The organism is Rhodococcus sp. ACS1, from assembly GCF_002300155.1.
In the GTDB taxonomy this organism is placed as follows: domain Bacteria; phylum Actinomycetota; class Actinomycetes; order Mycobacteriales; family Mycobacteriaceae; genus Rhodococcus_F; species Rhodococcus_F koreensis.
The window spans coordinates 193,285-216,381 of record NZ_NSDZ01000006.1 but is presented as its reverse complement, the minus strand read 5'-3'; the positions used below and the strand labels follow the sequence as shown (position 1 = coordinate 216,381).

20 protein-coding genes and 4 pseudogenes are annotated in these 23,097 nt (G+C 66.6%); 11 read left to right on the top strand and 13 right to left on the bottom strand.

Translation table 11 applies throughout. The features are described 5' to 3' along the window. Positions 1-14 precede the first annotated feature (14 nt). Positions 15-1,409 carry an NAD(P)/FAD-dependent oxidoreductase gene (locus CJ179_RS29545; RefSeq protein WP_095863766.1) on the bottom strand — a complete coding sequence of 465 codons (1,395 nt, stop codon included), beginning with the start codon at positions 1,407-1,409 and terminating at the stop codon, positions 15-17. Between the two features lie 319 nt (positions 1,410-1,728). Between CJ179_RS29545 and CJ179_RS29540 the strand changes: the two genes are divergently transcribed. After that, positions 1,729-2,220, top strand: a complete 492-nt coding sequence (locus CJ179_RS29540; protein WP_306454254.1) for a hypothetical protein — start codon at positions 1,729-1,731, stop codon at positions 2,218-2,220. 46 nt (positions 2,221-2,266) lie between these two features. Here the strand turns inward: CJ179_RS29540 and CJ179_RS52920 are convergent, their stop codons facing one another. Continuing rightward, positions 2,267-2,659: a TetR/AcrR family transcriptional regulator C-terminal domain-containing protein gene (locus tag CJ179_RS52920; protein WP_257015834.1), complete on the bottom strand. Its 393-nt coding sequence runs from the start codon at positions 2,657-2,659 to the stop codon at positions 2,267-2,269. On the opposite strand from CJ179_RS52920, the pseudogene CJ179_RS52915 reads away from it, so the two are divergent. Next, a pseudogene (locus CJ179_RS52915) lies at positions 2,600-3,199 on the top strand (SidA/IucD/PvdA family monooxygenase); the annotation flags it as partial. The gene CJ179_RS52920 and the pseudogene CJ179_RS52915 sit on opposite strands and share 60 nt — an antisense overlap. Then, a complete protein-coding gene (locus tag CJ179_RS29530) occupies positions 3,196-3,435 on the top strand; it encodes an MbtH family protein (RefSeq protein WP_072941615.1) in 240 nt (79 codons plus the stop codon). The pseudogene CJ179_RS52915 and the gene CJ179_RS29530, both read left to right, overlap by 4 nt. Positions 3,436-3,588: 153 nt before the next feature. Here CJ179_RS29530 and CJ179_RS29525 read toward each other — a convergent pair whose 3' ends face one another. The 4 genes from CJ179_RS29525 to CJ179_RS51450 form a co-directional block, all read right to left on the bottom strand. Next, entirely contained in the window at positions 3,589-5,619 is a 2,031-nt protein-coding gene (locus CJ179_RS29525) for a glycosyltransferase family 39 protein (protein WP_095864008.1), read from the bottom strand. 1,858 nt (positions 5,620-7,477) lie between these two features. Continuing rightward, positions 7,478-7,750, bottom strand: a complete 273-nt coding sequence (locus CJ179_RS29515) for a hypothetical protein (RefSeq protein ID WP_095863762.1) — start codon at positions 7,748-7,750, stop codon at positions 7,478-7,480. Positions 7,751-7,849: 99 nt separating this feature from the next. Further along, on the bottom strand, positions 7,850-7,990 hold the full coding sequence (locus tag CJ179_RS51455; RefSeq protein ID WP_179377668.1) for a hypothetical protein: 141 nt from the start codon (positions 7,988-7,990) through the stop codon (positions 7,850-7,852). 1,103 nt (positions 7,991-9,093) lie between these two features. Continuing rightward, positions 9,094-9,252 carry a hypothetical protein gene (locus CJ179_RS51450; protein ID WP_179377667.1) on the bottom strand — a complete coding sequence of 53 codons (159 nt, stop codon included), beginning with the start codon at positions 9,250-9,252 and terminating at the stop codon, positions 9,094-9,096. 329 nt (positions 9,253-9,581) lie between these two features. Here CJ179_RS51450 and CJ179_RS29505 point away from each other — a divergent pair, with 329 nt between their 5' ends. Continuing rightward, entirely contained in the window at positions 9,582-10,277 is a 696-nt protein-coding gene (locus CJ179_RS29505) for a hypothetical protein (RefSeq protein WP_072941622.1), read from the top strand. Between the two features lie 356 nt (positions 10,278-10,633). Here CJ179_RS29505 and CJ179_RS29500 read toward each other — a convergent pair whose 3' ends face one another. Next, positions 10,634-11,182, bottom strand: a complete 549-nt coding sequence (locus CJ179_RS29500; protein ID WP_095863760.1) for a hypothetical protein — start codon at positions 11,180-11,182, stop codon at positions 10,634-10,636. Positions 11,183-11,215: 33 nt separating this feature from the next. Between CJ179_RS29500 and CJ179_RS29495 the strand changes: the two genes are divergently transcribed. The 5 genes and pseudogenes from CJ179_RS29495 (at position 11,216) to CJ179_RS29475 (ending at position 15,320) form a co-directional block, all read left to right on the top strand. Further along, positions 11,216-11,506, top strand: coding sequence for a hypothetical protein (locus CJ179_RS29495; RefSeq protein WP_143548922.1), 291 nt, complete (start codon positions 11,216-11,218; stop codon positions 11,504-11,506). Positions 11,507-12,051: 545 nt separating this feature from the next. Continuing rightward, positions 12,052-13,525 (top strand): annotated as a pseudogene (locus tag CJ179_RS29490) (hypothetical protein). Between the two features lie 65 nt (positions 13,526-13,590). After that, a complete protein-coding gene (locus tag CJ179_RS29485; RefSeq protein WP_095863758.1) occupies positions 13,591-13,806 on the top strand; it encodes a hypothetical protein in 216 nt (71 codons plus the stop codon). Next, positions 13,806-14,827 (top strand): annotated as a pseudogene (locus CJ179_RS29480) (glutamate ABC transporter substrate-binding protein). The gene CJ179_RS29485 and the pseudogene CJ179_RS29480 overlap by 1 nt, the downstream one beginning before the upstream one ends. Positions 14,828-14,966: 139 nt before the next feature. Next, positions 14,967-15,320 carry a hypothetical protein gene (locus CJ179_RS29475; RefSeq protein ID WP_306454253.1) on the top strand — a complete coding sequence of 118 codons (354 nt, stop codon included), beginning with the start codon at positions 14,967-14,969 and terminating at the stop codon, positions 15,318-15,320. 58 nt (positions 15,321-15,378) lie between these two features. On the opposite strand, the gene CJ179_RS29470 is transcribed toward CJ179_RS29475, so the two are convergent. After that, positions 15,379-15,996: a TetR/AcrR family transcriptional regulator gene (locus tag CJ179_RS29470; RefSeq protein WP_095863756.1), complete on the bottom strand. Its 618-nt coding sequence runs from the start codon at positions 15,994-15,996 to the stop codon at positions 15,379-15,381. A 148-nt stretch (positions 15,997-16,144) separates the two neighbouring features. Here CJ179_RS29470 and CJ179_RS29465 point away from each other — a divergent pair, with 148 nt between their 5' ends. Beyond that, a complete protein-coding gene (locus tag CJ179_RS29465) occupies positions 16,145-17,653 on the top strand; it encodes an FAD-dependent monooxygenase (RefSeq protein ID WP_179377666.1) in 1,509 nt (502 codons plus the stop codon). A 12-nt stretch (positions 17,654-17,665) separates the two neighbouring features. On the opposite strand, the gene CJ179_RS29460 is transcribed toward CJ179_RS29465, so the two are convergent. Next, entirely contained in the window at positions 17,666-18,493 is an 828-nt protein-coding gene (locus tag CJ179_RS29460; protein WP_095864007.1) for an NADPH-dependent oxidoreductase, read from the bottom strand. Positions 18,494-18,665: 172 nt separating this feature from the next. Here CJ179_RS29460 and CJ179_RS29455 point away from each other — a divergent pair. Next, positions 18,666-19,405, top strand: a pseudogene (locus tag CJ179_RS29455) (SDR family oxidoreductase). Positions 19,406-19,433: 28 nt separating this feature from the next. Here the strand turns inward: CJ179_RS29455 and CJ179_RS29450 are convergent. The 4 genes from CJ179_RS29450 to CJ179_RS29435 form a co-directional block, all read right to left on the bottom strand. Further along, on the bottom strand, positions 19,434-20,678 hold the full coding sequence (locus tag CJ179_RS29450; protein WP_095864006.1) for a reverse transcriptase family protein: 1,245 nt from the start codon (positions 20,676-20,678) through the stop codon (positions 19,434-19,436). Between the two features lie 273 nt (positions 20,679-20,951). Beyond that, positions 20,952-21,335 (bottom strand): RidA family protein, encoded by a 384-nt coding sequence (locus CJ179_RS29445; RefSeq protein ID WP_072941942.1) that lies wholly within the window; start codon positions 21,333-21,335, stop codon positions 20,952-20,954. Between the two features lie 57 nt (positions 21,336-21,392). Continuing rightward, positions 21,393-22,157: an amino acid ABC transporter ATP-binding protein gene (locus CJ179_RS29440; RefSeq protein ID WP_072941645.1), complete on the bottom strand. Its 765-nt coding sequence runs from the start codon at positions 22,155-22,157 to the stop codon at positions 21,393-21,395. Continuing rightward, a complete protein-coding gene (locus tag CJ179_RS29435) occupies positions 22,154-23,089 on the bottom strand; it encodes an amino acid ABC transporter permease (protein ID WP_095863754.1) in 936 nt (311 codons plus the stop codon). Before CJ179_RS29435 ends, CJ179_RS29440 begins: the two co-directional genes overlap by 4 nt. Positions 23,090-23,097 lie beyond the last annotated feature (8 nt).

Sequence of the window (23,097 nt, the reverse complement as noted above, 5' to 3'; positions counted from 1 at the left end):
GGGTGTGCGGAATATCAGGCGCTGGCGGCCTGTGCGGCTACGGGGCTGCTGTGAAGTGTCTGACGGTGTGTGGCGAGCACACTGGTCACCTCTTGTGCGGCGGAGAACCCGGAGGTGATCGACGTTTCCGTGTAGAGCGTTCCGAGGTAGTCGCCGGCCAGGAAGACGCGACCCGCTCCACGAGTCAGCGTGGGCTGCAGCTTCGCGCGACCCGGGAAGCTGTAGGGCGACGCATTCTTCCATCGCGCGGCCTTTGCCTCGACGACCGTGTCGGAGAATCCGGGCCCGAGGATCTGCTCGAGATCGGCGAGGTGGGTCTGTACGACCTCTTCGTCGCTCTTGTCGAGCAGTGCCTGACCCAGGGCTGCCGGCGAGAACGTCATGAAGCTGCCACCCGGCTGCCGTACGGACTCGCTGCCGCGCACGATGCTTGCCTGGTTCAGGGCAATCGCGAAGGAACGCTTCGGGGCAGCGATGGCGTAGATGTCGTCCCACGGCTGCTTCGTCTTCTCGTCGGTGAGGAACGCCGAGCTGACGTGGGGTCCGTACTTGACCTGTGCGAGCGCTTCACGCAGCTCCTGCGGCAGATCGACACCGACGCGATGCGACACGTCCGCGGTCGTGGCGAGAACGACGGTTCGCGCCTCTACCTCGTGGTCACGGCCGTCCTGGCGGTAGCGGACGACGACCGATTCCTTCTTGTGGACGACCTCCTGCACCTCCGCACCCAACTGAACGCGCTCGCCCAACGACGCGGCGAGGGCTTCGGTGAGGGTGGAGGGTCCGCCGACGATGCCGCGGCTCAGACCCTGTCCGAATCCGAGCACCAAACTGAAGTATCCGATGCCTGCACCGGCTGAGATCTGGTCCATGTTTCCGGCCGACCGGGTGACGGTGGTCTTGAACAGGGCGGCCGCATCCTCCGGCAGGTCTCCGACGAAATCGAGGAACGACTCGTCGTTCGCGAAGTTGTAGATTCGCTGCTGTCGCATTGCGCCGGACTCACCGGCACGCGTCCGCACCACTCCGGTGTACTTTCCGACGCCCGCAACGATCTTCATTCCGGCACGCATGGTCGCCATCCGCGCCGACAGGGACATCGGGATCCGGAACGGGTAAGTGGCGATGTGTCCCTTTTTGAGGAACTTCCCGTTCATGGAGAGCGCCTGAAGCGACCCGGGAATGTCGACCGACATGACGCCGGCCTCGTTGAGCAGGGCTTCGGTCGACGATCCGGGGCCGGCGAACACGTGGCCACCCCAGTTCAGCCAGTACGACCCGCGACGCTCGGAGCGAATACGGCCACCGACGCGCTCGTCGGACTCCAGAACAAGAGTGTCCCAATGACGCAACCGCCAACCGGCAGAGAGTCCGGCCAGGCCCGCGCCGACAACAACTACATCTCGCACTTCGTATCTCCTTGACTAGCGCCGCGTCCCCCACCGGAGGCATCGGCGAGTTGCTGGCGAATCCTTGTTTCGGGACGCCCGTCCTGGCTTGCGGTAGCGCCGTTGAAAGCCAGGCCGGGTCGAGTCGCACATATCGGGTGTGACGGTGATGCCCGTCATACCCGGACCACCTAAGACTAAAGTGTGATCACAGATCACGCAATCCCGAATCGCGGAAACTTCGGCGATTCCGAAGACTGTGGCGAGCTGACCGTCCGGTCAGGAAGGCTCCGCCGGAGGCTCATGCAGGGGGCGGACGGTCATCATCCTGGTCACCGCCGTGCTGATACTGCTGACGATCCCGTTCGCCGCCGCATTCGGAACGGCCACCCACATCCGGCTCGAACATCAAGCCCTCGCGCTCCGCGCTGGTGTGCAGCAGGTCCCGGCCGTCCTGCTCGACGACACCCACCCCGCACCCGACACCCCCGAAGACGCCCTCCGCCCCACCGGCACCAAAGACAGCGCCCGCGCCCGCCGGTCGACACCCCACGGCGAGCACACCGCCGTCGTGCCCATTGACACCCCCGCCAAGGCCGGTCAAACAATCACCATCAGCATCGGCGCCGATGGCAAACTCACCGGACCCATCCCCAGCAGCCGGCAGAACACGGCCCTCGCGGCGACCGCGGCGACCGCGGCCTGCGGAGTCTGGGCACTGTCCGCCGGCGCCCTCCTTGTCCCCACCACACTCACACGCAAACTGCTGCACCGAAAGCGACTGCGGCAATGCGCGTACGAATGGAAACAGCTCGACACCCCACCGGGATAGCACTCGATAAGCCAGAGTGCGGCGATGCAGACTGATCTGGTGATGCTCAGTGCGTCGAGCGCGATGTGGGGTCGAGTCCACGGAGGAAGGCCGCGAGGCCGGTGTCGAACTCGTGGTCTTGGCCGAGGGCGACGACTCGCCGTGCGATGTCGACGAAGTGAGACGCTGCCGCGTCGGTTCGATCGGTGGCGACGACGATCTCACCCCCGTCACCCGCCGTCTGCTGTTCGATCGCCGAACCGATGGTGTACCGCGAGATGGCGATCAGAGCCAGCGCGGCGTCCGTATCGCGAAAGCCCGCATCCTCCAGAAGCGCTATCTGTTCGATCGCGTTATCGAGACTCGGACTTCGCGCGCCCGTCGACGCGATCAGTCGGGCGCCGTCGACGAACTCCACCGCGCACCCGCCGAAGTGCGAGCCGATCTTCTTGCACGGCATCGCAGTACCAACTACTCCGTCGTCGACATCGAGCTCATCGACGAGCTCTATCGCGCCGAGTACGCCGAGCGAGTCAGCGGCGACCGTCGGCTGTTCATGCGCCGCGCATCGAGTGTCGACTCGGTCGTCGACACCGCGACCGGTATCAACGTCGTGGTCCGCGACCACATCAGCGGGGCCACCGACACACTCGAGTGTGACGCACTTGTGCTCGCGACCGGGTTTGAGCCGGCGCCACTACGTCCCATTCTCGGTGAGCTCGCACCGACGCAGACCGCCGAGCAAATCGTGTCCCGCGACTACCGACTCGCAACACCCGCAACCGTGACCGCGGGAATCTACCTGCAAGGCGGTACCGAAAAGACACACGGAATCACCTCGTCACTGTTGTCCAATGTCGCGGTGCGCGCAGGGGAAATTCTCGACTCCGTCGTCACCGGGCGAGGTGGCGAGGGCTGCAGCGTACGGATCGACCCCAGTACCGAAACATCCCGCCGGGTGACTCCGGCAACAACGTTCGCAGGGAGCGCAACACGATGAGCACGAACCCGTTCGACGATGAAGACGGCCGCTTCCACGTTCTGGCGAACGCCGAGGATCAGCACTCGTTGTGGCCGATCTTCACGCAGATCCCGGCGGGCTGGGATGTCATGTTCGGCGAGGCGAGTCGCCCCGCTTGCCTAGCGTACGTCGAGAAGAACTGGACCGATATGCGTCCACGCAGTCTTCGCGAGATGATGGGCACCGTCGCTGCAGTGCCTGTGCCCCAGCGCTGAACTGTCGCAGTCAGAGCGAATTCACCCTCGTACAGGTCCATGGCGCTCAGGCCGCTGTCGACATGCAGCGGCTGCCGGCGCCCCTCTCCACCGGTTGCCGGTGGACGGCGGCTCAGCGGTCCCTTCCGGTCGGGGCGGGACTTTCGTCACTGCTCATCCGGTGTAGTCCGAGAGGTCGTACACGGTGGCCGACCCCACGGTGGTCGGCTGGAAGTGGGCCGTCACCCAGTCCGCGATCTCGGAGTGCCGGTTTTCCCGTCCCGCGGCGTTCGCCGGGATCCCGCCGGCACCCGCCGCACTCGGCCGGGTGGTGCCGGCGCCGGGTGCCGTGTTGGGTGCGGTGTTGGGCTGGTGGTCGTCGCCTCGGTTCTCGACGATGTAGTAGGTCACCCGGTGGCCGGTGATGTCGTCGATGAACTGTCCGAGCGTCGGCGCCGGGTCACTTCCGGTGAACCCGCCGACCGCCATGACCGCTGTGCCGGTGGAAAGTTCGAGGTCGGCGGCGGCCGAGGAGCGGTCGATCGCCGCCGACCATGTGGTGCCGGTAGCCGCGAGCAGGTGATCGAGTTCGGGATTGTCCGCGTTCTCACCAAACATCCCGCCGCCGCGACCGCCGGGCTGCGACGTGGCCGCGGGCCCGACGGTCGGGCCGCCCCCGAGGTGCGGCTGCCCGATCGTCTCGATCGCATACGCGGTGGGGCCGCCGAGCGCGGCGACCACACCGGCAATGAGCGCTGCTGTCGAGAGCCACCGGACCGGGCGCGCAGCCCGGGACAGCACGATCGCGAGGGCAGCGAACACGGCTAGCAGTAGTAGCGCCCACCGCAATTGCGGAAACCAGCTGCTGTTGCGGCCCAGGATCCACCAGCCCCAGACCCCGGCGGTGAGCACCAGCGAGGCCAGGCCCACCAGGCCCAGCCACGACCCGCGCCGGACCCACATCTCGTGTCCACCGATGGCCACCATGCCGGCGATCGCCGGCGCAATCGAGAGACTGTAGTAGGGGTGGATGGTCCCCTGCATGTAGCTGAGCACCAGCCCGTCGACGATCAACCAGCCGCCGAACACGATCCCGCCCGCCCGGACGAGATCGGTGCGTGGTGCCCGCCACCGGGACACGATCACCAGGACGGCGGCGAGCAGTGCTGCGGGCAGCAGCCAGGCGATCTCGTACCCGAATTCACCGGTGAACAGCCGGGGCAGCCCCTGCGTCTGCCCGCCGAATCCGCCGTGGGCAGATTGTTCTGTCGCGGGAGTGCCGGCGTCGGGCAGCTGACCCGTCGCGAACGCGGACGCGCCCGGGCCGGGTCCGGGCCCCTGCCCATCGGGGTGGTTGCGGCCGAGGACCCTGGCGAACCCGTTGTAACCCAGCACCAGGTTCATGAAGCTGTTGTCCGTCGACCCAGCCAGGTAGGGGCGGGCGGACGACGGCCAGAGCACGGTGAGCAGGACGTACCACCCGGACGAGACGATGAGTGCGGTCGCCGCGCCGACCAGGTGCACCAACCGGGTACGCAGCGGCGTCGGCGCTGCGATCAGGTACGCGAGCCCCAATGCCGGCAGCACCATCAGGCCCTCGAGCATCTTCGACAGGAACGCAAATCCCAGGGCGACACCCGCCAGGGCGATCCACTTCGCGCTCGCGCGTTCGAGAGCACGCACCGTGCAGTAGGCCGCCGCGGTCATCAGCAGCACCATCACCGCGTCGGGATTGTTGAACCGAAACATCAACGCCGCCACTGGGGTCACCGCGAGGACGGCACCCGCGAGTAGACCGGCTGCGCGGCCACCGATGCGGGCGACCGCCGCATACAGCAACGCCACCGCGCCGACCGCCATCAGCGCCTGCGGGATCATCATGCTGGCACTACCGAAGCCGAACATTCGGCAGGACAGCCCCATCACCCACTGCGACAGCGGGGGCTTGTCGACGGTGATGAAATTCTCCGAGTCGAGCGAACCGAACAGCAGCGCCTCCCAGTTCCTCGAACCGGCCTGCGCAGCCGCGGCGTAGAACTGGTTACCCATCCCGTTGACGGTGATGTTCCACAGGTACATCACCGCGGTCCCGACAAGCAGCACAATCAGACCCGCGCGTTCCCACCCTGCGATCCGGCCGGGTTCTGCGGGGTCAGTCGACTGTTCGGGCGCTTCCGTCGTCGTGGTCACACCGCATTCACCCATGCCCAGCTGCTCGGGAACTGCCAGCACCCTGTGAAGTAGCTGGCAACTCGGGCTCGATTCGTTCTGCCATCCATGGCAGCGCCTCCGCGAACGCGCCGGCGGCGAACTGCCAGGTGTGCCCGCTGCTGACGGTGTGCACCGAGCAGGTGATCGCCTGCGCGCTCGCGGCGGCGCAGAGATTCTCCGCGGCGCCCTGATTGTCGGGGTTCGAGGCACGGTCCCGCCCGCCTACCCGTCCGCGGCCGCATCGGCCTGCGGAGGCCGAGACGCGGCGCCACCACCGCGGCCGCCGCCCCGTCCGGCCGTGGTGGTGTCCTCGAACCAGCCCGACACCCCGTGCAGGGCCCATGGCCGGCGAGCACGGTCATCGGGCCGAATCGGGACCACTGTGCCTCGTCGCCGCCGTAGAGTCGCTACGGGCTACCGGCCCGGGACGGCACAGCTGCCGGTCGTCATCTTCCGCAGCTTCGCGAGATCTGACGCAAGATCAACACCGCGCACTCACGCGCGGGCAACATCGGTAGCAGCTCCTGCCCGGCGCGGGTCCCCGTCGGCGCACATGACCGCGTGCCAGTGGAGTTTCTTTCCCACAGCCCTTCCTGGCTGGACCTGACGCCAGGGGGTGTCCCCAGCGCCGTTGCCCCTCGGGGTGTGCAGTTTCAGGCCGCATGTGCGGTCTGATGGACCGTCTCGTATTCGACGGGCGTCAGTCGACCGAGCTCCGCTACCGGCGCCGACTACACCGCCACTCCCGTCGTCATCACGAAACTCTCCACCAACACCGAACACTCCTCCAGAAACTCCTTGAACCGCATCAACCCCTCCGTCGCGAACTCGACACCATCGCATACCTCGAAGAAGACGAAGTCTCGCCCGCAGCACGCAAACCGCAGAAACAGGTACCGCCATACGCCAAACGACCCATGCGCAACCTCGCAGATCACACCACAATTGAGACCACTCGAATCACAGCCGAACCGTCAGAAGGAGGCCGCCGGACACAACGTCCGAACCACAACTTCACTCGCAGACACGCAGGCAGCACACCCCGCGCAGCCGCAGACAGGCAACATGCGCCCCCTTTTGAGGGATCGGTGCTGCACTCCCCGACCGCACCACCCCCTGGTGCGGTCGGGGGATCACCCCGCCCGTACGACGGCACCGTCGTACGGGCGGGCCTCCCTGCGCCCGACACGACCGCCTGTCCCGACCAGACAGCTTCACCGTCGCACTCCACGCCGCCAGCTTGATCGCCGTTACCGCTACCCGCCGGCCATAGACAGCGCCGAACTCGACGATCTGATACCCACGCGCAGAACATGATTGACGCGCATCGACTGAATCCAATGTGCGGGTTGTCGGCGCCAAACCCCGCCGGCCGTAAGTACGGCCCGCCCGAGAAAGTCATGTGGCGTGGGTCACACTTCGGAGTTGGGGGCTGGCGGCGGATCTACCATTTCCTCGCACCGGAACACGAAGGAGTAGGTCGACAAGCCACTGCTGCGCCAGCCAAACCTCTACTGGCCAGCAGGGATTGGTGAGCGCCAGTCCTGCCGAAACCGTGAATCCGGTCGATAGTTTCACACGCGGCAAACGTCCGAGGAGATATCAGCGAGGCCAACTGCCCAGGTACACCATCGCCGAACCGCACGTCCCGGCGAGGTCCCTGCCGGACCGCTTTGACTCACCTGGGTAGCACACCGAATCTCGGAGCGACGACGCGCGTATGTCACAGCGGCCGAGCTGGTTTCATCTTCCGCCGATACTCCGGCCGTGGGCTCGACGCCTCGGGCTCAGCCCGGTCCGACCAACACCCGCGAAACCCGCACCGGCGCACACCCTGCACCCGTCGTCGACCTCACCCGACACAGATCAGGACACCCACCACCGCCACTGCGACCACCGAGGCGCCGCCGCAGATCAGCCACGCCCGCGTTGCCAGCTGCCGGCACTGATCGCACCGCTCGTCCACGTCCGCGACCGGTCCCCTCGGGTTCGGATCGGGGGCTCGGGACTGCGAGAGACGGCGGACCTTCGCGTCCGCTCGTGCCGCCACACCGAACGAGACGGGAACCACCACCAGTGCAGCCATCAGTAGACCGACCATCGCGCCGATGTTCGTCCCGAACATTGTCGTTCCTTCCACACCACCAGGGCCCGTTACAGGCACCGCGCGTTGATCACCGGCCGTAACGCCGCCACCGGCCCAGGGCCATGAGCCGCGGCGGGCCTACACGCCGGGCATCGGGAACTTCCACACCGCCACCACGACCACGCCCATGATGAGCCCGGCGTACAGAACAGTGCCAACCACACTGACCCGCAATGTATTCAGCAGATTGGTACCCGGATTCTCGACGATCGGTGCCATGACAACTCTTCTCTCAGGTGCAGATATTCTCGGTTGCCACGTCGATGACGTGGCGTACCAGCTACCTTGGACCGACTTCGGCACCTGCACATTGGCCGAAATACCTGCACCCATACCCGTATTTGGGTATGGAGGCTTGGGTCTCGGCTAAGAGTTGCAACCGAACATCCCCGAGCACCAGGCTTCCACCATAGATTCAACTGTGTTTTACGTCACACATTCGGCGTCTGCACTCTGTCGCCCAAGTATTTCGCGTCGCCGACGCAGATCGCGCGGGGGTTGCCGATCGGCTCCGATCGCATCCAAACATGCTGTAGCACAAAGTAATCGGCCGTCTCGACCGATCGGGGTTCTCACGCAACTGCTCGACAACCAGAGTGCGCCGCCACTGCGGTGACGAAGTACAACACATCAGGTCCGGTCGCACACCCCTGTCGCAGCTCGCGCCGATCGCGACTGAGCAACTCCAACCGGATCATGCATGGCGTACGAGGACGTGAAATAACACTTACTGGTCGGTAATTCGGAAGGTGCGAAAATAGTGCAATGGCATGGATCACATTCCCTGGACCTTCCATGCGCCGGCTCACCAACATCATTGATGCGCTGCTCGTTACTACGTGCAGGTTGTCCGTGTAGCGCCCCTGCCAGCTGATATACATCGTTGGCGGGGGCTGCGCTTGGCTACGCCACAACAGTCAACCGGGGCCGCCCGGACAATACGCCGGCCATCGGCGTACCCGAACTCGGCAGACCGCTTCCGACTCGTACATGAAACCCTCTGTCCTCCAGTCACAGTCGCCGTCACTGCGCAGAGCCGACACCGACAACCGGCCCCACGGCCGACATCTCCACACGATGTCGAAGCGTGTGCGCCGGTCACATCCACGACCTTCACCGCGTGCGGATCCCACCCTACGGACAGCCCCCGGGCACGAAATAGGTATGTCTACCGGTCGTTCTACCGTCGTCGGATGGACATCTCGCGAGGAGTGTTGGAGTCGAACAACCCCCGAACCCTGCAAGTCGAGGCCCCCTATGCACGATCAGCTCCACTGCTCCCCCCTCGTCGCACGCGACGTGTGCACCATCCGCCACTGCGATCAGTGCCACACCATGCTCGCCGCCAACCCATCCACGTGCTCGTCGTGCCGCAGCACCGCACCGAGCAATGCTCCCTCGTCGGAAACGGCAGGGTCGTGTCGTAGATCGTCGTCGAGTTGTCGCCCGGTCGGACGGGCACCGACTTCACCACCTGTCACCGTCGCGATCGTCGCGCTCGACGATCGGACCGTCAGGCATACACCTGAGTCGACGACTCCCTCACCCAGGGTGCCCGGGGCAAACTCCGCGTCCGCGATGACCGGATGAATGCGGGCCAGCCGACCTCGCCGTTCTTCAGAACGATGTCTGTGCCCTGACTGCCTTGCCGAAGGCTGAGCCTGAAGCCGACGGCCACCGGCAGACAGAGTCCCGCTGCTTCAGGCTCCCGGAAGTCAGCGTGGAGAAATCGTCACATCGAGCCCAGCTCGCCGCCACGAAGAGCGGCCTCGAGATAGTTGCTCGAGGCCGCGAAGAAGAGAGAACTCAATTGAGAAGGCAATACGGGTTTCTAGCGTGTCTCGCAGTCACCCTCGGCGCATTCCTGGTCAACACGCCGACGGCATCGGCCACCGGTGTCGTCTCCAACGGTATTCCCTGGACCGACGACCTGAACCCGATACCACAGCCCCCCGGCGTCATCGATTTCTGCACGATGGGCGTCGTCGGTACCGACTCGATCGGCAACAAGATCGGCATCTCCGCCGCCCACTGTGTCGACGACGCACCCGACGGTGCGCCCGTCTACCGCTACACGCCGACCGGACCGCGGGAACACCTCGGGAACATCGCGTACCGCAGCCCCGGCGGCGGCACCGGCGTCGACTGGGTGGTCATCCGCCTCAACGCTGACGCGGTACTCACATCAAATGGTCCCAGTGCCCGGGTCGACGGGATCGGCGCCTCCGACCCGGTCGGTCCTCATTGCAAGGACGGGGCCGGTACCGGCGTTCATTGCGGGTCGATCACTTCGCAGAACATGACACGGTTCTACAGCAACGCCCAATCAGGCGGTGGCGACTCGGGTGGTCCCGTACTTCAGAACAACACCGAGATCGTGGGCATGGTCCGCGGATTCGACACTGCGCTCTTCGCATTCGAGTACATCAAATTCGCTGCCGTCCTCGACGGCATCTACGCCCAACCCAACCCTGTCGGCAAGGGCTTCGTCGTCACCAATAACTAACCCGCATCCCAGAAACCCCGAAGCTGAGAAAACGTCGCGGACTCAGGTCGGGTAGAACAGCGGACTACCAGAGCTGCTGCACAATCAGCCACAACCATTCTCGGACAGGTTGAGGAAACGGGCTGTAGTACAACCACCAATTGTCCATTGTCCGTCCTTCCGCGTGGGCGCCCCGGCGGTCCGTCGATCATACGTCCGACGTCTCGACAACGACGGGCGATCCGACCCTGTCCGACCCCGTAGTTCTTGTCACGCAGCGGCAGACGCGGACCTGTTGTCCCAATCTACGCTGACACGCGAAACGAAGCACATGCCCGGCAATCGAACTGGCGTGGCCCGGACCATGCTGCGGGCACTCAGACTCCGCTGAGACTTGATACGAATTCGTCGACGGCGCCGCTGCGGCCTGGGACGACCACTTTCTCGAAGAGGGTCAGGATCAGCTCGTCAAGGTGGTCGGTGTGCGCGTGGGTGGTGCGCGTGACGCTGACAGAACGGCGTCCGCGTCCGCGCACGAGTTCTGCGAGCAGTGCTCCATCACGCTCAGCGGTCGCCTTACAGCCGGACGTGTGCCGAAGTGTGTATACGCGTCCGGAAAGGGTGACTTCGGCTCTTTTGTACTTGCGGCGCATCCTTCCGGCCATTTGGTCCGTGACGGCCCCGGTGGTTCCGTCGGCCAGTTCCAGAGATGCTGGTACGCCCTTGCGTAACGCGGCACCGTAACGGTCAATGCGCTCGGCCAGGGATTCTCGCGTGAGGCGGGAGAAGTGGGCGGTGAACTCGTCACCGGGTCCCGGGCGCAGGGTGGCGCGGGCGATATGCGACGGATCGATCAGCGTGACCGAGGACAGGTCGTTGCTGATCCGGGCGGTCCATCCGGTGATTGTTGGTTGATTCCACGACATGTGGTGATTCTGTCAGGCCCGTGTGCAGACCGCGTGACCCGCATCGCGGGCCTTGCTCCCCACGTGCGCGTCGGGCGATCGAGATCAGTAGATATCTCGAGCGCCGGAATCCTCGCGCAGCAAGCCCGCGCCGACGAAACGCTGTCGCTGTTGCAGCGCGGTTCCGACAGCCGGCCCGAGGTCGACTACACCGCGCACACCGCCGCGCTCGCACACCTGATCCCACAGACCCCGCCGGGATCGGCGGCCGCCACCCCCGTGGCCGCGGCGAACGCGGAACTCGAACGGTGGCGCCAGGCTTTCAACTGTTGCCGATATATCTAACACTAGTAGTCGGTTCTGACATTGTCTGCCTGTGTGAATTGGTGAGGCCGCGGAATGCTCGGGATGTCGGTGGTTGCGGTGTGCAATACGGCGGCATGGGGCCGGTGGCCTTCTGGGAGTGTCGGTTCGGGTCACCGAATCATTGACCGCGCGGACCTCGCTCCTCCCTGGGCAGGCCCGGAGGGGGTATGCGGGAGCGACGCCGGAAAGGGGGTGGAGGCGGTGTATTGCCGGGTGTGGGACTCGAGGGGACAACGGGACGTCGATGGCCAATCGGGAAAAGATGGTGCGGGACAGCGCCACTGGTGAGGTGTAGTGGGGGTAGGCATGGATCGCGGCCCCGAGTCCGCGGGGGCGGCGCGCGGGGTTGGGCCGGATGCTCGGCGGCGCGGCCGAGCGTCGGTTCACGGTGGTGCGGGTGGTGTGGCGCGGGATCGATTGGGCCGGTTCGCCCGTGGGCTGGTTCGGGCGGTGCTTGTCGGAGGTCGGCGTTACAGTCGAGATCGTACGAGAGGGGGGTGTCACATGTGCTGGTGGGAGGGTCGATGAATGACGTCACGGCGGTGCCGGCATCGTTGTCCGGCCCGTTCTCCGGGCGCTGTGGCCGACACAGCAACAACGACGGGGTCTCCACGACGCCGCGGCAGTTCGCGTTCACCACCCGCGCCCACGTGGCGGTCGACGACGCGACCGGCGAACCGATCGGCCTCGACGACGTCGACACCCGGGTGCGGTGGCTCCTCGACCTGATCACCGTGGCCGGCGGCCAGTTGGTGTCGCGGCTGTGGCAGCCGGCGACGTTCGACGTGCTCGCCGCCGGCCGGGACCGGCACGATCGCAGGCTGCCCGCGCAGGGCCACGTCGCCGCGGCCCGCCTCGGCTGGAACCCGCACTACCCGGACGGGGTCTACGTGCCCTCGCGGGTGAGCAGGGTGGTGACGGCGCAGGTGATGGCGACCCTGCGGACCCTCGCCTATCGGGACACCGCGATCACGGCACTGTCTGAGCGGTTCGACCCGGCCACGGGCCGGATAGCCCCGCCCACCGCCGTCGCGGACTGCGTGCCGTTGGGTTTCGCTCGGGGCGTGCGGCGCCAGCTCGTCGCCCACGCCCGCGGCACCGGCGGGGCACTGGCCGGCCGGTTGCGGATCACCGACGTCCAGGGGCCGCCGCAGGTCGCGGCGATGGCCCAGCTCTCCGCCGTCGATCGGCAGCTCGCGCAGATCACCGCGACAGAACGTGAGTTGGTGTTCACGGTGAGGCTGCCGACCTGCCCGGCCCCGGCGGGGCGGGCGCAGTGGCGCAATGTCCGGCTGACCGCCGCCATCCCTGGGCACCTGCACGGCCGGGCGATCACCGACTGGCACCTGCCGACCCTGGTCCTCGACCGCCGGGGTCTGTGGTGGCGGTGCGCGGCGACCGAACTCGTCCCCGACTGTGACCTGGGATCGGCGACCGTCGCGGTGGGGGTCGATTGGTCCCCGTCCACGCTCGGTGCCGCCGCCATCACCACCGAGAACCCGGACGGGTTGTCCTCGGATTACCGGGGCTTCACCTACGACGACCGCGGCCTCGGGACCAAACTCGCCCGCCTGCAGACCGAGGGGCAGATGCTGCACCGCAAGGCCGCCCGGTTGGAGAAGCTGGCCGCCACCGCCGCACCAGAGGTCCGCGCCCGGCTGGAGACGAAGATCGCCGTCCTCAACGAGCACCGCACCGCGGTGGGCGTCAAACGGGCAGTTGCCCGCGATCCGGGTCGCCGAGCACGCACCGGTCCGCAAGTCCCGGGACAAGACCAGCCCGACCCCGAGCAGGCCGCGGCATCGCCGGGTCCGCCACAGCCTGCCCACCACACCACAGCGGGTGGGGGTGACTCCGAAACAGCATGTTCCTGCACCTCGAGCGTCGGTGTGGGACACGGTCAAACCCGCACCGCCGCACGGTGATGCGGGTAGCCGTGACACACGTCTATCTCCGACATCCGCCACGCAAGTGGCAGAGAGTATGAGATCTACGTAGACGCTCATACTCGCCAGCAGCAGGCACTCGACCGCGGCGATTGTCAAGGCGCCGCACGCATTGCGGTGGGTACCGGCGCCGACGACTCCGCGGCCGCCTTCGACGACCTCACCACACACATTCAGGAGGCGATCACTGCGTTGCGGGAAGAGGCAGTGAACGCCACCACCGAGTCGTATCGGGCCCTGTCGGCCCTGACGGACGGTGCGGTCGCATTGAGTGTGCTCGCCGCGCTCGCCGTCGGCGCCGGGGTGTGGCCCCGAGTGAACGAGTACCACTGATGCGGCCCCACCCCCTCATGACCGCGTGCCGGAACCTCTTCGGCGTGTTGATCACGGCCGCGGTCCTCCTCTCGGGATGCTCCGCGCCGCAAGAGCTCTCGCCGCCGGCCAACGAATCCTACGGCGACCTCCCCCTCCCGAACGGCGCGACGATCATCACGCCCATCGCCGCCACCGGCGGCACTGCCCCACCCGAACCGCAATCACCAGCAGAGTGCGGCGCCCTTGCCAGCCTCCGCCCCGCCCCGTCGGGCGCGGCATCCGCGGGCGGGGCGGTCGCCGCGATTCGCGCGCGCGGCCCGTTGATCGTCGGTGTCGACCAGAGCACCAACCTGATGAGCTTCCGCGACCCGGTGACCGGCACCCTGTCCGGTTTCGACGTCGACATCGCACGGGTAATCGCACGGGACCTGCTCGGGGATCCGTCAGGATCGAATTCCGCCTCCTGACATCGGCCGCCCGACTCGACGCACTGGAGAACAACGACGTCGACATCGTGGCCCGCACCTTCACCATCACCTGCGCACGGGCGGAACGAATCGCGTTCTCGACCGTGTATTTCCGGGCGAGCCAACGCCAGCTGGTACGCACCGACGACGCACCAGAGACTCCGGTGAACCTGGAGAGTCTGGCGAACCGGAGAGTGTGCTCGCTCGTCGACACTCCCTCGCTCGATACCGTGCAGCGGCTGGTGCCCACCGCGACGATCGTCGCCGTACGGGACCTCGACGATTGCCTCATCGTTCTCCAACAGCGCCAGGCCGACGCCGCGAGCACCGATGACGTCATCCTGGCGGGGATGGCAGTGCAGGATCCGCACCTCGAGGTCACCGGCCCCGAGCTGCAGTTGGATCAGTACGGCATCGGCGTGAACATGGACCACGACGACCTCGTGCGGGCAGTCAACGGCACCCTCGAACGCGTACGCTCCGACGGGACCTGGATGCGTTTGTACGACCGCTGGCTTGCCGCCCCGCTCGGTCCGGTGGCCGGCCCACCCACCCCGACTTACCGTGATTGACAGCGGCAGGCAACGTTGATGCGGTCGGGCCTTCCACTGCGCCGGGCTCGCCCTCGGCGGCGACGAATCTCCCAGCTGACCGCCCGGTGAACGCGAAACGCTGCACACACATCGGCCACGAGGGCTAGCATCCCCGATCGTGACAACATTGCGCGGCGTGCCGATGACACTTTTGCGAATGAATTATCAATTGCTGCGCATCCCTTTGCAATTCGTGGAGTACGTCGCAATCACGCAACTCGACGAACGAGCGCCGGCGCGCCTCGCGTACGAGCAATTGCTGATTCGGTGCGATCGCGCGGCCGCCTATTTTCTCGACGACGAGAACGCCGACGGCCGAGCGGCGGAACTTCACCGACATACGACTGCCGTTCGAGCCGGGATTGCCCGTCGACAACAGCAAGTAGATGCCGACAGCGCGACGCTCCTGGATCTCCAGCGCGCCCGGTTCCATCAGCGCCGCCAACCCCGCAGGGCCACCGACCCGGCGTGACGCACCGCGCTTCGCCGGCGCGGCAGCGGCCGATGCGGTCGAGCACCGGGCCGACCTCTCACCGGCACAGGCTCCGTTCGGCGGTGGCGATCAGGATGCGAGCGACCTCGTCGACGGGGAGGCTTCGCCCCGAGAAGAGCTGGTCGAAGCTGTCGAAGCTCGCCAGCAACCAGAGCAGGTCTGCGGCCTCGTCGACGGTGACGTCCGGCCGCAGGACGTCCTGCTCGGCCAGCCGCCGGGCGAGGTGGACCATCCCCCCGGCCCTGTTCTCCTCGATCCGCTCGATGGCCCCGCCGACGGCATCCGCGTCGAGTTGAGCCATCGAGAACAGTGTCCGGAAGACGTCGCGGTGGGCTGCGAACACCCGGACTCCCGCATCGATCCCGCCGCGCAGGTGCTCGCGCGCGTCCGGGTGCTCCACCGCGTCCACCACCCCCTGGAAACCTGCCCGGTTCCACCACAAGTCGGTGGTGAGTGCGTCGAAAAGCCCGGCTCGTGAACCGAACACCAGGTAGACGGTGGAGCGGGAGACACCCGCCGTCCGGGCCACTTTGTCGACACTCACCGGTGTGGCCGGCGCTTCCCGCAGCCGCTCGTAGACCGCGTCGAGGATGTTGCGCCGTGTTTCCTCGGCCGCCTCCGCACGCAGGCGCTGCTGATACTTCCTGGTCGCCACAGGCGTCACTCTAACATTTTCACTTGACATGTCGTCTCGTGAAGTTCACGCTTGTAATCGAAAGACATACTGTCCGGCGAAATTGGGAAGTGTCTGTGCACTCCCCTGGCACCGGGACAACCCGCCTTCCGACGAAGGAGCTGACGTCGTGAACAGCCCGACCACACCCACCCACCCGCAGAGTCCCCCGGCGTCCACTCCTGTCCTGGTGGTCGGTGCGGGACCGGCGGGACTGACCGCGGCCATCACCCTGGCTCGCCACGGGATCGAGGTCCTGGCGGTGGAGCGGCGACCGGCCCCCTCCGGCCTACCGCGGGCGGCCTCGGTCAGTACCCGCACGATGGAATTGCTGCGTTCCTGGGGCCTGGAACAGGAGATCCGGGCTGGCGGGGTGGAGGTCGAATGGAAGCAATGGGTCGGTCCCACGCTCGCCGCGACCGGTGACGCACACCTGACGAGCTTCCCGACCCGTGAACAGAGCGCGGTCCTCAGCCCGACCGCCCCTGCCTCGGTTACGCAGGATCACCTCGAGCCCGTGTTGCTGGACCACCTACGGTCGTTCGGCTCCGCTCGAGTGGAAATGGGTACCGAGGTGGCCGGCCTCGACAACCGATCCGACGGTGTCGACGTGACACTGCGCGACGTCGAAAGCCGCGAAACCCGATCCGTCCACGCCCGCTTCCTCGTCGCGGCGGACGGCGCGCGTAGCACGGTGCGTGCTGCCCTCGGGATCGCCATGCGTGGGCCGGGCCGTCTGTCCCAGGCCATCGGAACCGAGTTCCGCGCCCCGCTGTGGGAACTGCTCGGCGACCGCCGCTTCTGCATCTACGCCGTCACCCACCCCGAAGCCGCGGGGGTCTTCGTACCGGCCGGCCGCGGTGACCGATGGGTGTACGGCGTGGAGCACGACCTCGCCCGGCAGTCCGTGTCGAGTCTGACGAAGGAGCAGGCCGCCCGCCTCATCCGGCTCGGCAGCGGACTGGCCGACCTGGAGCCGCGCATCGAACGCATCGGGACGTTCACGTTCGCCGCACAGCTCGCGGACCGCTGGCGGGACGGCGCCGTGTTCCTGACCGGCGACGCGGCGCACCAGATCACGCCACGTGGGGGCACGGGAATGAACACCGCCATCCAGAGCGCCCACGACCTAGGGTGGAAACTCGCTTGGGTGCTGCACGGTTGGACCGGCCCGCAGCTGCTGGACACCTACGAAACCGAACGCCGACCGGTGGCCGCGCACAACGTGGCCCACTCGGCCGATCCGCTCGGCGGAACCCGGCTCGCCGCGCAGGAATTGCCTGCAGACCTCGGCGGCCGAATCCCGCACGTCTGGCTGCCCTCCCACGCCCACACGGTGTCCACCCTGGACCTGCTCGAACCCGGGCTGACGCTGTTCACGACGCACCCGAGCGCGTCCTGGCAGCGCGCCGCGACCACTCTTCCCGGGCCACCGCTCGTCGTCCACGACCTCGACGCCATCACCGCCCGCGGAATGGGCATCCCCCACGGCGGGGCGCTCCTGGCCCGGCCGGACGGGTCGACGGCCGGATGGTGGCCGGCAGGCACCGAACCAGGCACTGCACTCCGCCACGCAATCCACGCCCTGCGGGCCCAGTCGGATTCAGCGGATCGAATTTCCGAAGGCGCTAGTTCGTAGCGTCGACAGCCGCTAGCGCAAGGGGAACCCGAGACGGATCAGCGATTCCTTCAGCCGGTCCCGCCCGTTCAACCGTGCTGCCGAGGCGAGTCGGTCCAGAACCCGTGCAGTCCACGAATGTTCGAGCTGCTGGGCGCCGTAGAAGGCTGCGATCCGCCCCTCGTAGGCGTCGACGTGGTCACGCTGGGCGGGCAGGTCGTATTTCTCGTGGTGCAACACCGCCTGCCGGGGCAGGCGCGGTTTGATCTGGGCGTCGGCGTCCGGATGCGGATGTCCGACGACGAGCCCGAACACCGCGAACACGTGGGGCGGCAGACCGAGTTCCGCGACGACCTCCTCGGGCTTGTTGCGCAGCGCTCCGATGAACACCGTTCCCAAGCCGAGGGACTCCGCCGCGGTCACGGCGTTCTGCGCCGCCAGGGCGGCGTCGATGAACCCGAGGTAGCTGCTCTCGAGGTAATCGGCTCCCTCGATCGGCGCGCCGCGGTCGCCGGCGAGTTGTCGGACGCGGGCGAAGTCGGCGAGCCACACCAGCAGGACGGGGGCCTCGACGATGTGGGCCTGATCGCCGGCGAGCGCGGCCAGGCGGGCCTTCCTGTCGGGGTCGCGGACCGCGACGACACTCCACGCCTGGAGGTTCGACGACGTGGCGGCCGACTGCGCCGCCGAGACGAGGACGTCGAGGGTCTCGTCGGTCAGCGGATCGGGCAGGTAGCGGCGAACCGACCGGTGCGAATGCAGGGCTTCGAGAACCGGATTCCACTGCGCGGGTTCGGTGAGGGCGGGGTCCCAGTAGCGCTGCTGCAGTGCGGTACGAGGTGCGATGTCTGCGATGGTCACCGGGACAGGAAACCCGACTCCGCGTCCCCACTCCAGGGTTCGGCGCACCGTGATTCCTGCGGGCACCACGAACCGGCCGACCGAACGGCGGCTGTCGAACACCGGCGATCGGCGACAGTTCGATGGTTACCATCAGTTGGTCGTGAGCATGTGTTGTCGACCGAATTGAGGAGTGAACGTGACGGAACGGGTCATCGTCGTGACGGGTGCCGGCTCGGGCATCGGACGATCCATCACGACCGCACTACTCGACGCCGGACACCACGTGGTGCTGACCGGACGGACACGCGACGCCCTCGATCAGACGGCGTACGGGCACGACCACGCGCTCGTGGTACCGGCCGACGTCTCCTCACCCAAGTCCGTGCACAGCGTCTTCGCCGCCGTCGCCGAACGGTTCGGCCGCCTCGACGTACTCGTCAACAACGCCGGCACCCCTCCGGCGCGGTGGACGAGATCGAACCGGAGGACTGGGACCGGACAGTCGCCGCAAATCTGACTGGGGTCTTCCTCTGCTCCCGAGAGGCGGTGCGAATGATGAAGTCGCAGACACCTCGCGGGGGACGCATCATCAACAACGGCTCACTGTCCGCGCACACGCCACGACCCGCGAGCGTCGCTTACACGGCAACCAAACACGGGGTGTCGGGGTTGACCAAGTCGATCGCGCTCGACGGACGCGACCACGACATCTGCTGCACCCAGATCGACATCGGGAACGCCACAACCGCCATGACCGCCGGCATCGGCCACGCCGCCCGCCAGGCCGACGGGTCCGTGCGAGCGGAACCCACCTTCGATCCGCGGTACGTCGCGGACGCGGTGACCCGGCTGGTCGAGCTGCCCCTCGACGTCACCGTGCCGACGATGACGATCATGGCCTCCCGCATGCCGTACATCGGCCGCGGCTGACCACAGTCCGGCGGCGCCCCCGCGGCCGCTACCCCGTCCAGTCGACTCGGGCGGCCAGTGCATGCAGCGAACGTTTCCTGCTCTCGTTCGATTCCCCGACCCAGGCGATGCGCCCGTAGACGTACTCGCGAAAGTGCGGTCTTTCGTCACGATTCTGCGAATCCGGTCCGTGCCGAACGCAATTGAACAGCAGCGCCTTCACGTCGTCGTACTCGGCACGGGACGCCTGCGGACGAGTGTTGACCACCAGCCCGGCCAGGTGCTGCCGCCGGTGTGCTCGCATCACCCGGGTCTTGCCGGGGTGGACGGCGAAGCCTTCGTCCGTCACGATCCCGCCGACGGCGTGGATCAGTCGATCCACCGCCAGGTCCGAGCCGGAGAACGCAAGGTCGTCGGCATACCTGGTGTACGCGACGCGGTGGGCGCGCGCAAGTCCGGTCAGCCTGCGATCGAGCCGGTGTGCAACCAGATTGGCGAGAGCCGGCGACGTCGGCGCCCCCTGCGGTAGGTGCGCACCCCGGAGCCGGCTCGCCGCGTCGAAGGGAAGCTGCGCGAGGACACCGGGTGGGGTCGACGTCGTGCAGAGCCCGGCGAGCACCCGCGACACCCGGGTCGGATAGCCGAGTGCGTCGAAGACCGCCCGCACCCGCGTCCGCGAAACCGAGGGAAAGAACGCGCGAAGGTCGATGCGCAGCACGACCTCGTGCCCCGCATGCGGGCCGGCGAAGGTGTGGACACTGCGGCCTCGGACGAATCCGTGCGCCGCCGCATGAGGCGGAACGCGATCGAGGACGGTCCGCAGAATCCGGCGCTGTACCTCCCGGAGGCGTTCCTTCGGCGCTTCGAGCAGGCGGTTGTCCGGCCGGATCCGATAGCGGTAGTGCTGCAGCGGCGGCGCCTTCGTGCGCAGCCACCCGCCGGGATCGGCGAACCAGTCGAGTTCGGCGGGTGTGAGGCCGACCGCCTCGGCGACCGCGGCGGTGCGCGACCACTGCGGGACGTCGAACCTCCAGTCGTTGCCGGAGACTTCGTCGACAATCGGCTCTGCTCGCTCGATCAGCGGGAGGTCCGACAGCAGCCGAAAGACGCTGTCGATGCCGTCGATCGGCGGCGTGGGCATGAGGTCGTGGAGCCGTGCCGCGATCCGGGCGGCGTCCGGCACTCCGGATTCCTCGAAGCGGAGAACGAGGCCGGCCCTCGTCCAGGTTCCATCGATCGCCGCCGCTGCGAGGCGACGGGCGAACTCGGGCGGCAGGGCCGGACGTTCCGTCATGTGTGCGACGGTGCGAGGTGACCGATACCTGTCGTCTGCGGCGCGCCGGAGCACGCGGAGCATGCGGTCGCGCGTCGGACGGTGTCTCCGGTGAACACTGTCGAGCCAGGGGTTACCCCTGACGTGGTCGCGGTCGGCGAACCGGCCACACCACTCTCACCTCCGCACCGTCGCACCTCGTGAGAATGCCACATGACTTCTGCCGTGCGGGGCCCTATCGGTCTTGCTTTCGAATCGAGCGACTCCGCCGGTCGGAGTGCGCCATCGACCCGGTCAGCGGGGGCACAGGGCGACGACGTCGATTTCGACCAGGAAGTCACCGAGGTGCGATCCGACGGTGGTCCGCGCCGGATACGGGTGCGAGACGAACTTCTGATAGGTCTCGTTGAAACCGGTGAAGTCTCGCGCCGGATTCTGCAGGTGGACGGTCGCTTTGACCACGCGCGAGAAGTCCGAGCCGCACGATTCGAGTACGGCTGCGAGATTGCGCATCGCCTGGTCCGTTTGTTCTTCGATGGTGGAGCCGACGAGCTCCCCCGTATCGGGGTGGTGGGGCGTCTGACCTGCTGTGTACAGGACCCCGTCGGCAATGATCGCCTGAGAGTAGGGCCCTGCGGGGCTGGGTGCATGTTCTGTGCTGATCTGTTGCCTGTTCATGTGCATCTCAATCCTGATTGTTCGTTGCTATCGGTCGCGGGCGGGCGGGTGAGGTGTTCACAGCACCTTCGAGAGAAACGCGCGGGTCCTCTCCTGGTGCGGGTTCCCCAGAACCTCGGCCGGCGGGCCCGCCTCGACGACGACACCCTGATCCATGAAGACGATCTGATCGCTGACCTCGCGGGCAAACCCCAGCTCGTGGGTAACCACGACCATGGTCATACCGGCTTCGGCAAGGGACTTCATCACGTCCAGTACCTCACCGACGAGTTCCGGGTCGAGCGCGGAGGTCGGCTCGTCGAAGAGCAGCAACTTGGGCTTCATCGCCAGGGCGCGGGCAATCGCGATCCGCTGTTGCTGTCCCCCGGACAGCTCCCGTGGGTATGCCTGACCTCGGTTCCCCAGTCCGACACGATCGAGCAGCACGTGTGCCTCCGCCGTCACCTCGTCGCGGGGTCTGCCGAGAACGTGGATCGGGGCTTCGATGATGTTCTCGAGCACGGTCATGTGCGGAAACAAGTTGAAGCGCTGGAACACCATGCCGGCATTCAGTCGAGACCGTGCCGTCTGGCGGGGCTTCATCTCGTGAAGCCGGCCATTGCGTTCCGAGTAGCCGATCAACTGTTGATCCACGTACAGGCAGCCCGCATCAACCTTCTCGAGGTGATTGATGCAGCGCAGGAAGGTTGTCTTCCCAGATCCGGACGGTCCGATGAGGCAGGTCACCGAGCCGCGCTCGACACTGAGGTCGATGCCCTTGAGGATCTCGGTGGCACCGAATCGCTTCCGGACTCCCTCTGCTTTCACCATGACGGTGTTCATTTCGCCCTTCCCAGTGCAAATCGACGGCGTGCGGGGGTGACCGCCGCGGTGAAACCGCGCGCGTAGTGCTTCTCGAGCTTGTCCTGGAAGAAGCTCAGGATGGTGGTCATCAGGAGATACCACAGGCTCGCGACGATGAGCAGCGGGATCGTCTGGTAATTCAGCGAATAGATGATCTGCGCGGAGTACAGCAGATCGGAGATCGCCAGAACGCTGACGAGGGTGGTCCCTTTCAGCATCGAGATCACCTGGTTCCCCGTCGGCGGTAACACCACACGCATCGCCTGAGGAAGAATGACCCGGCGCATCAGCTGAGTCTTGTTCATTCCCAGCGCCTGAGCCGCGTCGTACTGGCCGTTGTCCACCGATCCGATGCCACCGCGGATGATCTCTGCCATGTAGGCCGCTTCGTTCAGGGACAGCCCGAGGAGGGCGGCCCCGAGTGGCGTGATCAGCGTGTTGACGGAACCGATCATGAATTCGGGTCCCCCGAAGGGGATTCCGATCGAGATGGTGGGATACAGGGCTGCGATGTTGTACCAAAAGATCAGTTGGACGAGGAGCGGAGTTCCCCGGAAGAACCAGATGTAGCCGCGGCTGATCGAACTGACGATCGGGTTCTCCGACAGTCGCATGACGGCAAGGAGCGTTCCGAGCGAAATACCGGCAGTCATCGAGACGATCGTCAGGATGATCGTCAGAACAACCCCTCGAAGTATCTCCGGCGCAAAGAGATAGGACGACACGACATTCCAATGGAACCGGTCGTTGGTTGCGACGTTCCACGTCACCGCCACGGCGACGATGAACAGTGCCAGTCCGAATGTTTGCCGGACAGGATGTTTGAGTGGCACAACCGGGATGGACGTGTCCGGGGACGCCGATACCGCCGACGGCGGAGGGAAGGCGTCTCGCGAGGCCAATTGGTGCATGGTAGGTC

Bases quoted from the DNA above. Each gene is read 5' to 3' on its own strand.
- CJ179_RS52920 (WP_257015834.1), bottom strand. From the start codon at position 2,659: ATGCCGTGCAAGAAGATCGGCTCGCACTTCGGCGGGTGCGCGGTGGAG.
- CJ179_RS29530 (WP_072941615.1), top strand. From the start codon at position 3,196: ATGAGCACGAACCCGTTCGACGATGAAGACGGCCGCTTCCACGTTCTG.
- CJ179_RS29525 (WP_095864008.1), bottom strand. From the start codon at position 5,619: ATGGGTGAATGCGGTGTGACCACGACGACGGAAGCGCCCGAACAGTCG.
- CJ179_RS29515 (WP_095863762.1), bottom strand. From the start codon at position 7,750: ATGTTCGGGACGAACATCGGCGCGATGGTCGGTCTACTGATGGCTGCA.
- CJ179_RS51455 (WP_179377668.1), bottom strand. From the start codon at position 7,990: ATGGCACCGATCGTCGAGAATCCGGGTACCAATCTGCTGAATACATTG.
- CJ179_RS29500 (WP_095863760.1), bottom strand. From the start codon at position 11,182: ATGTCGTGGAATCAACCAACAATCACCGGATGGACCGCCCGGATCAGC.
- CJ179_RS29450 (WP_095864006.1), bottom strand. From the start codon at position 20,678: ATGACGGAACGTCCGGCCCTGCCGCCCGAGTTCGCCCGTCGCCTCGCA.
- CJ179_RS29445 (WP_072941942.1), bottom strand. From the start codon at position 21,335: ATGAACAGGCAACAGATCAGCACAGAACATGCACCCAGCCCCGCAGGG.
- CJ179_RS29440 (WP_072941645.1), bottom strand. From the start codon at position 22,157: ATGAACACCGTCATGGTGAAAGCAGAGGGAGTCCGGAAGCGATTCGGT.
- CJ179_RS29435 (WP_095863754.1), bottom strand. From the start codon at position 23,089: ATGCACCAATTGGCCTCGCGAGACGCCTTCCCTCCGCCGTCGGCGGTA.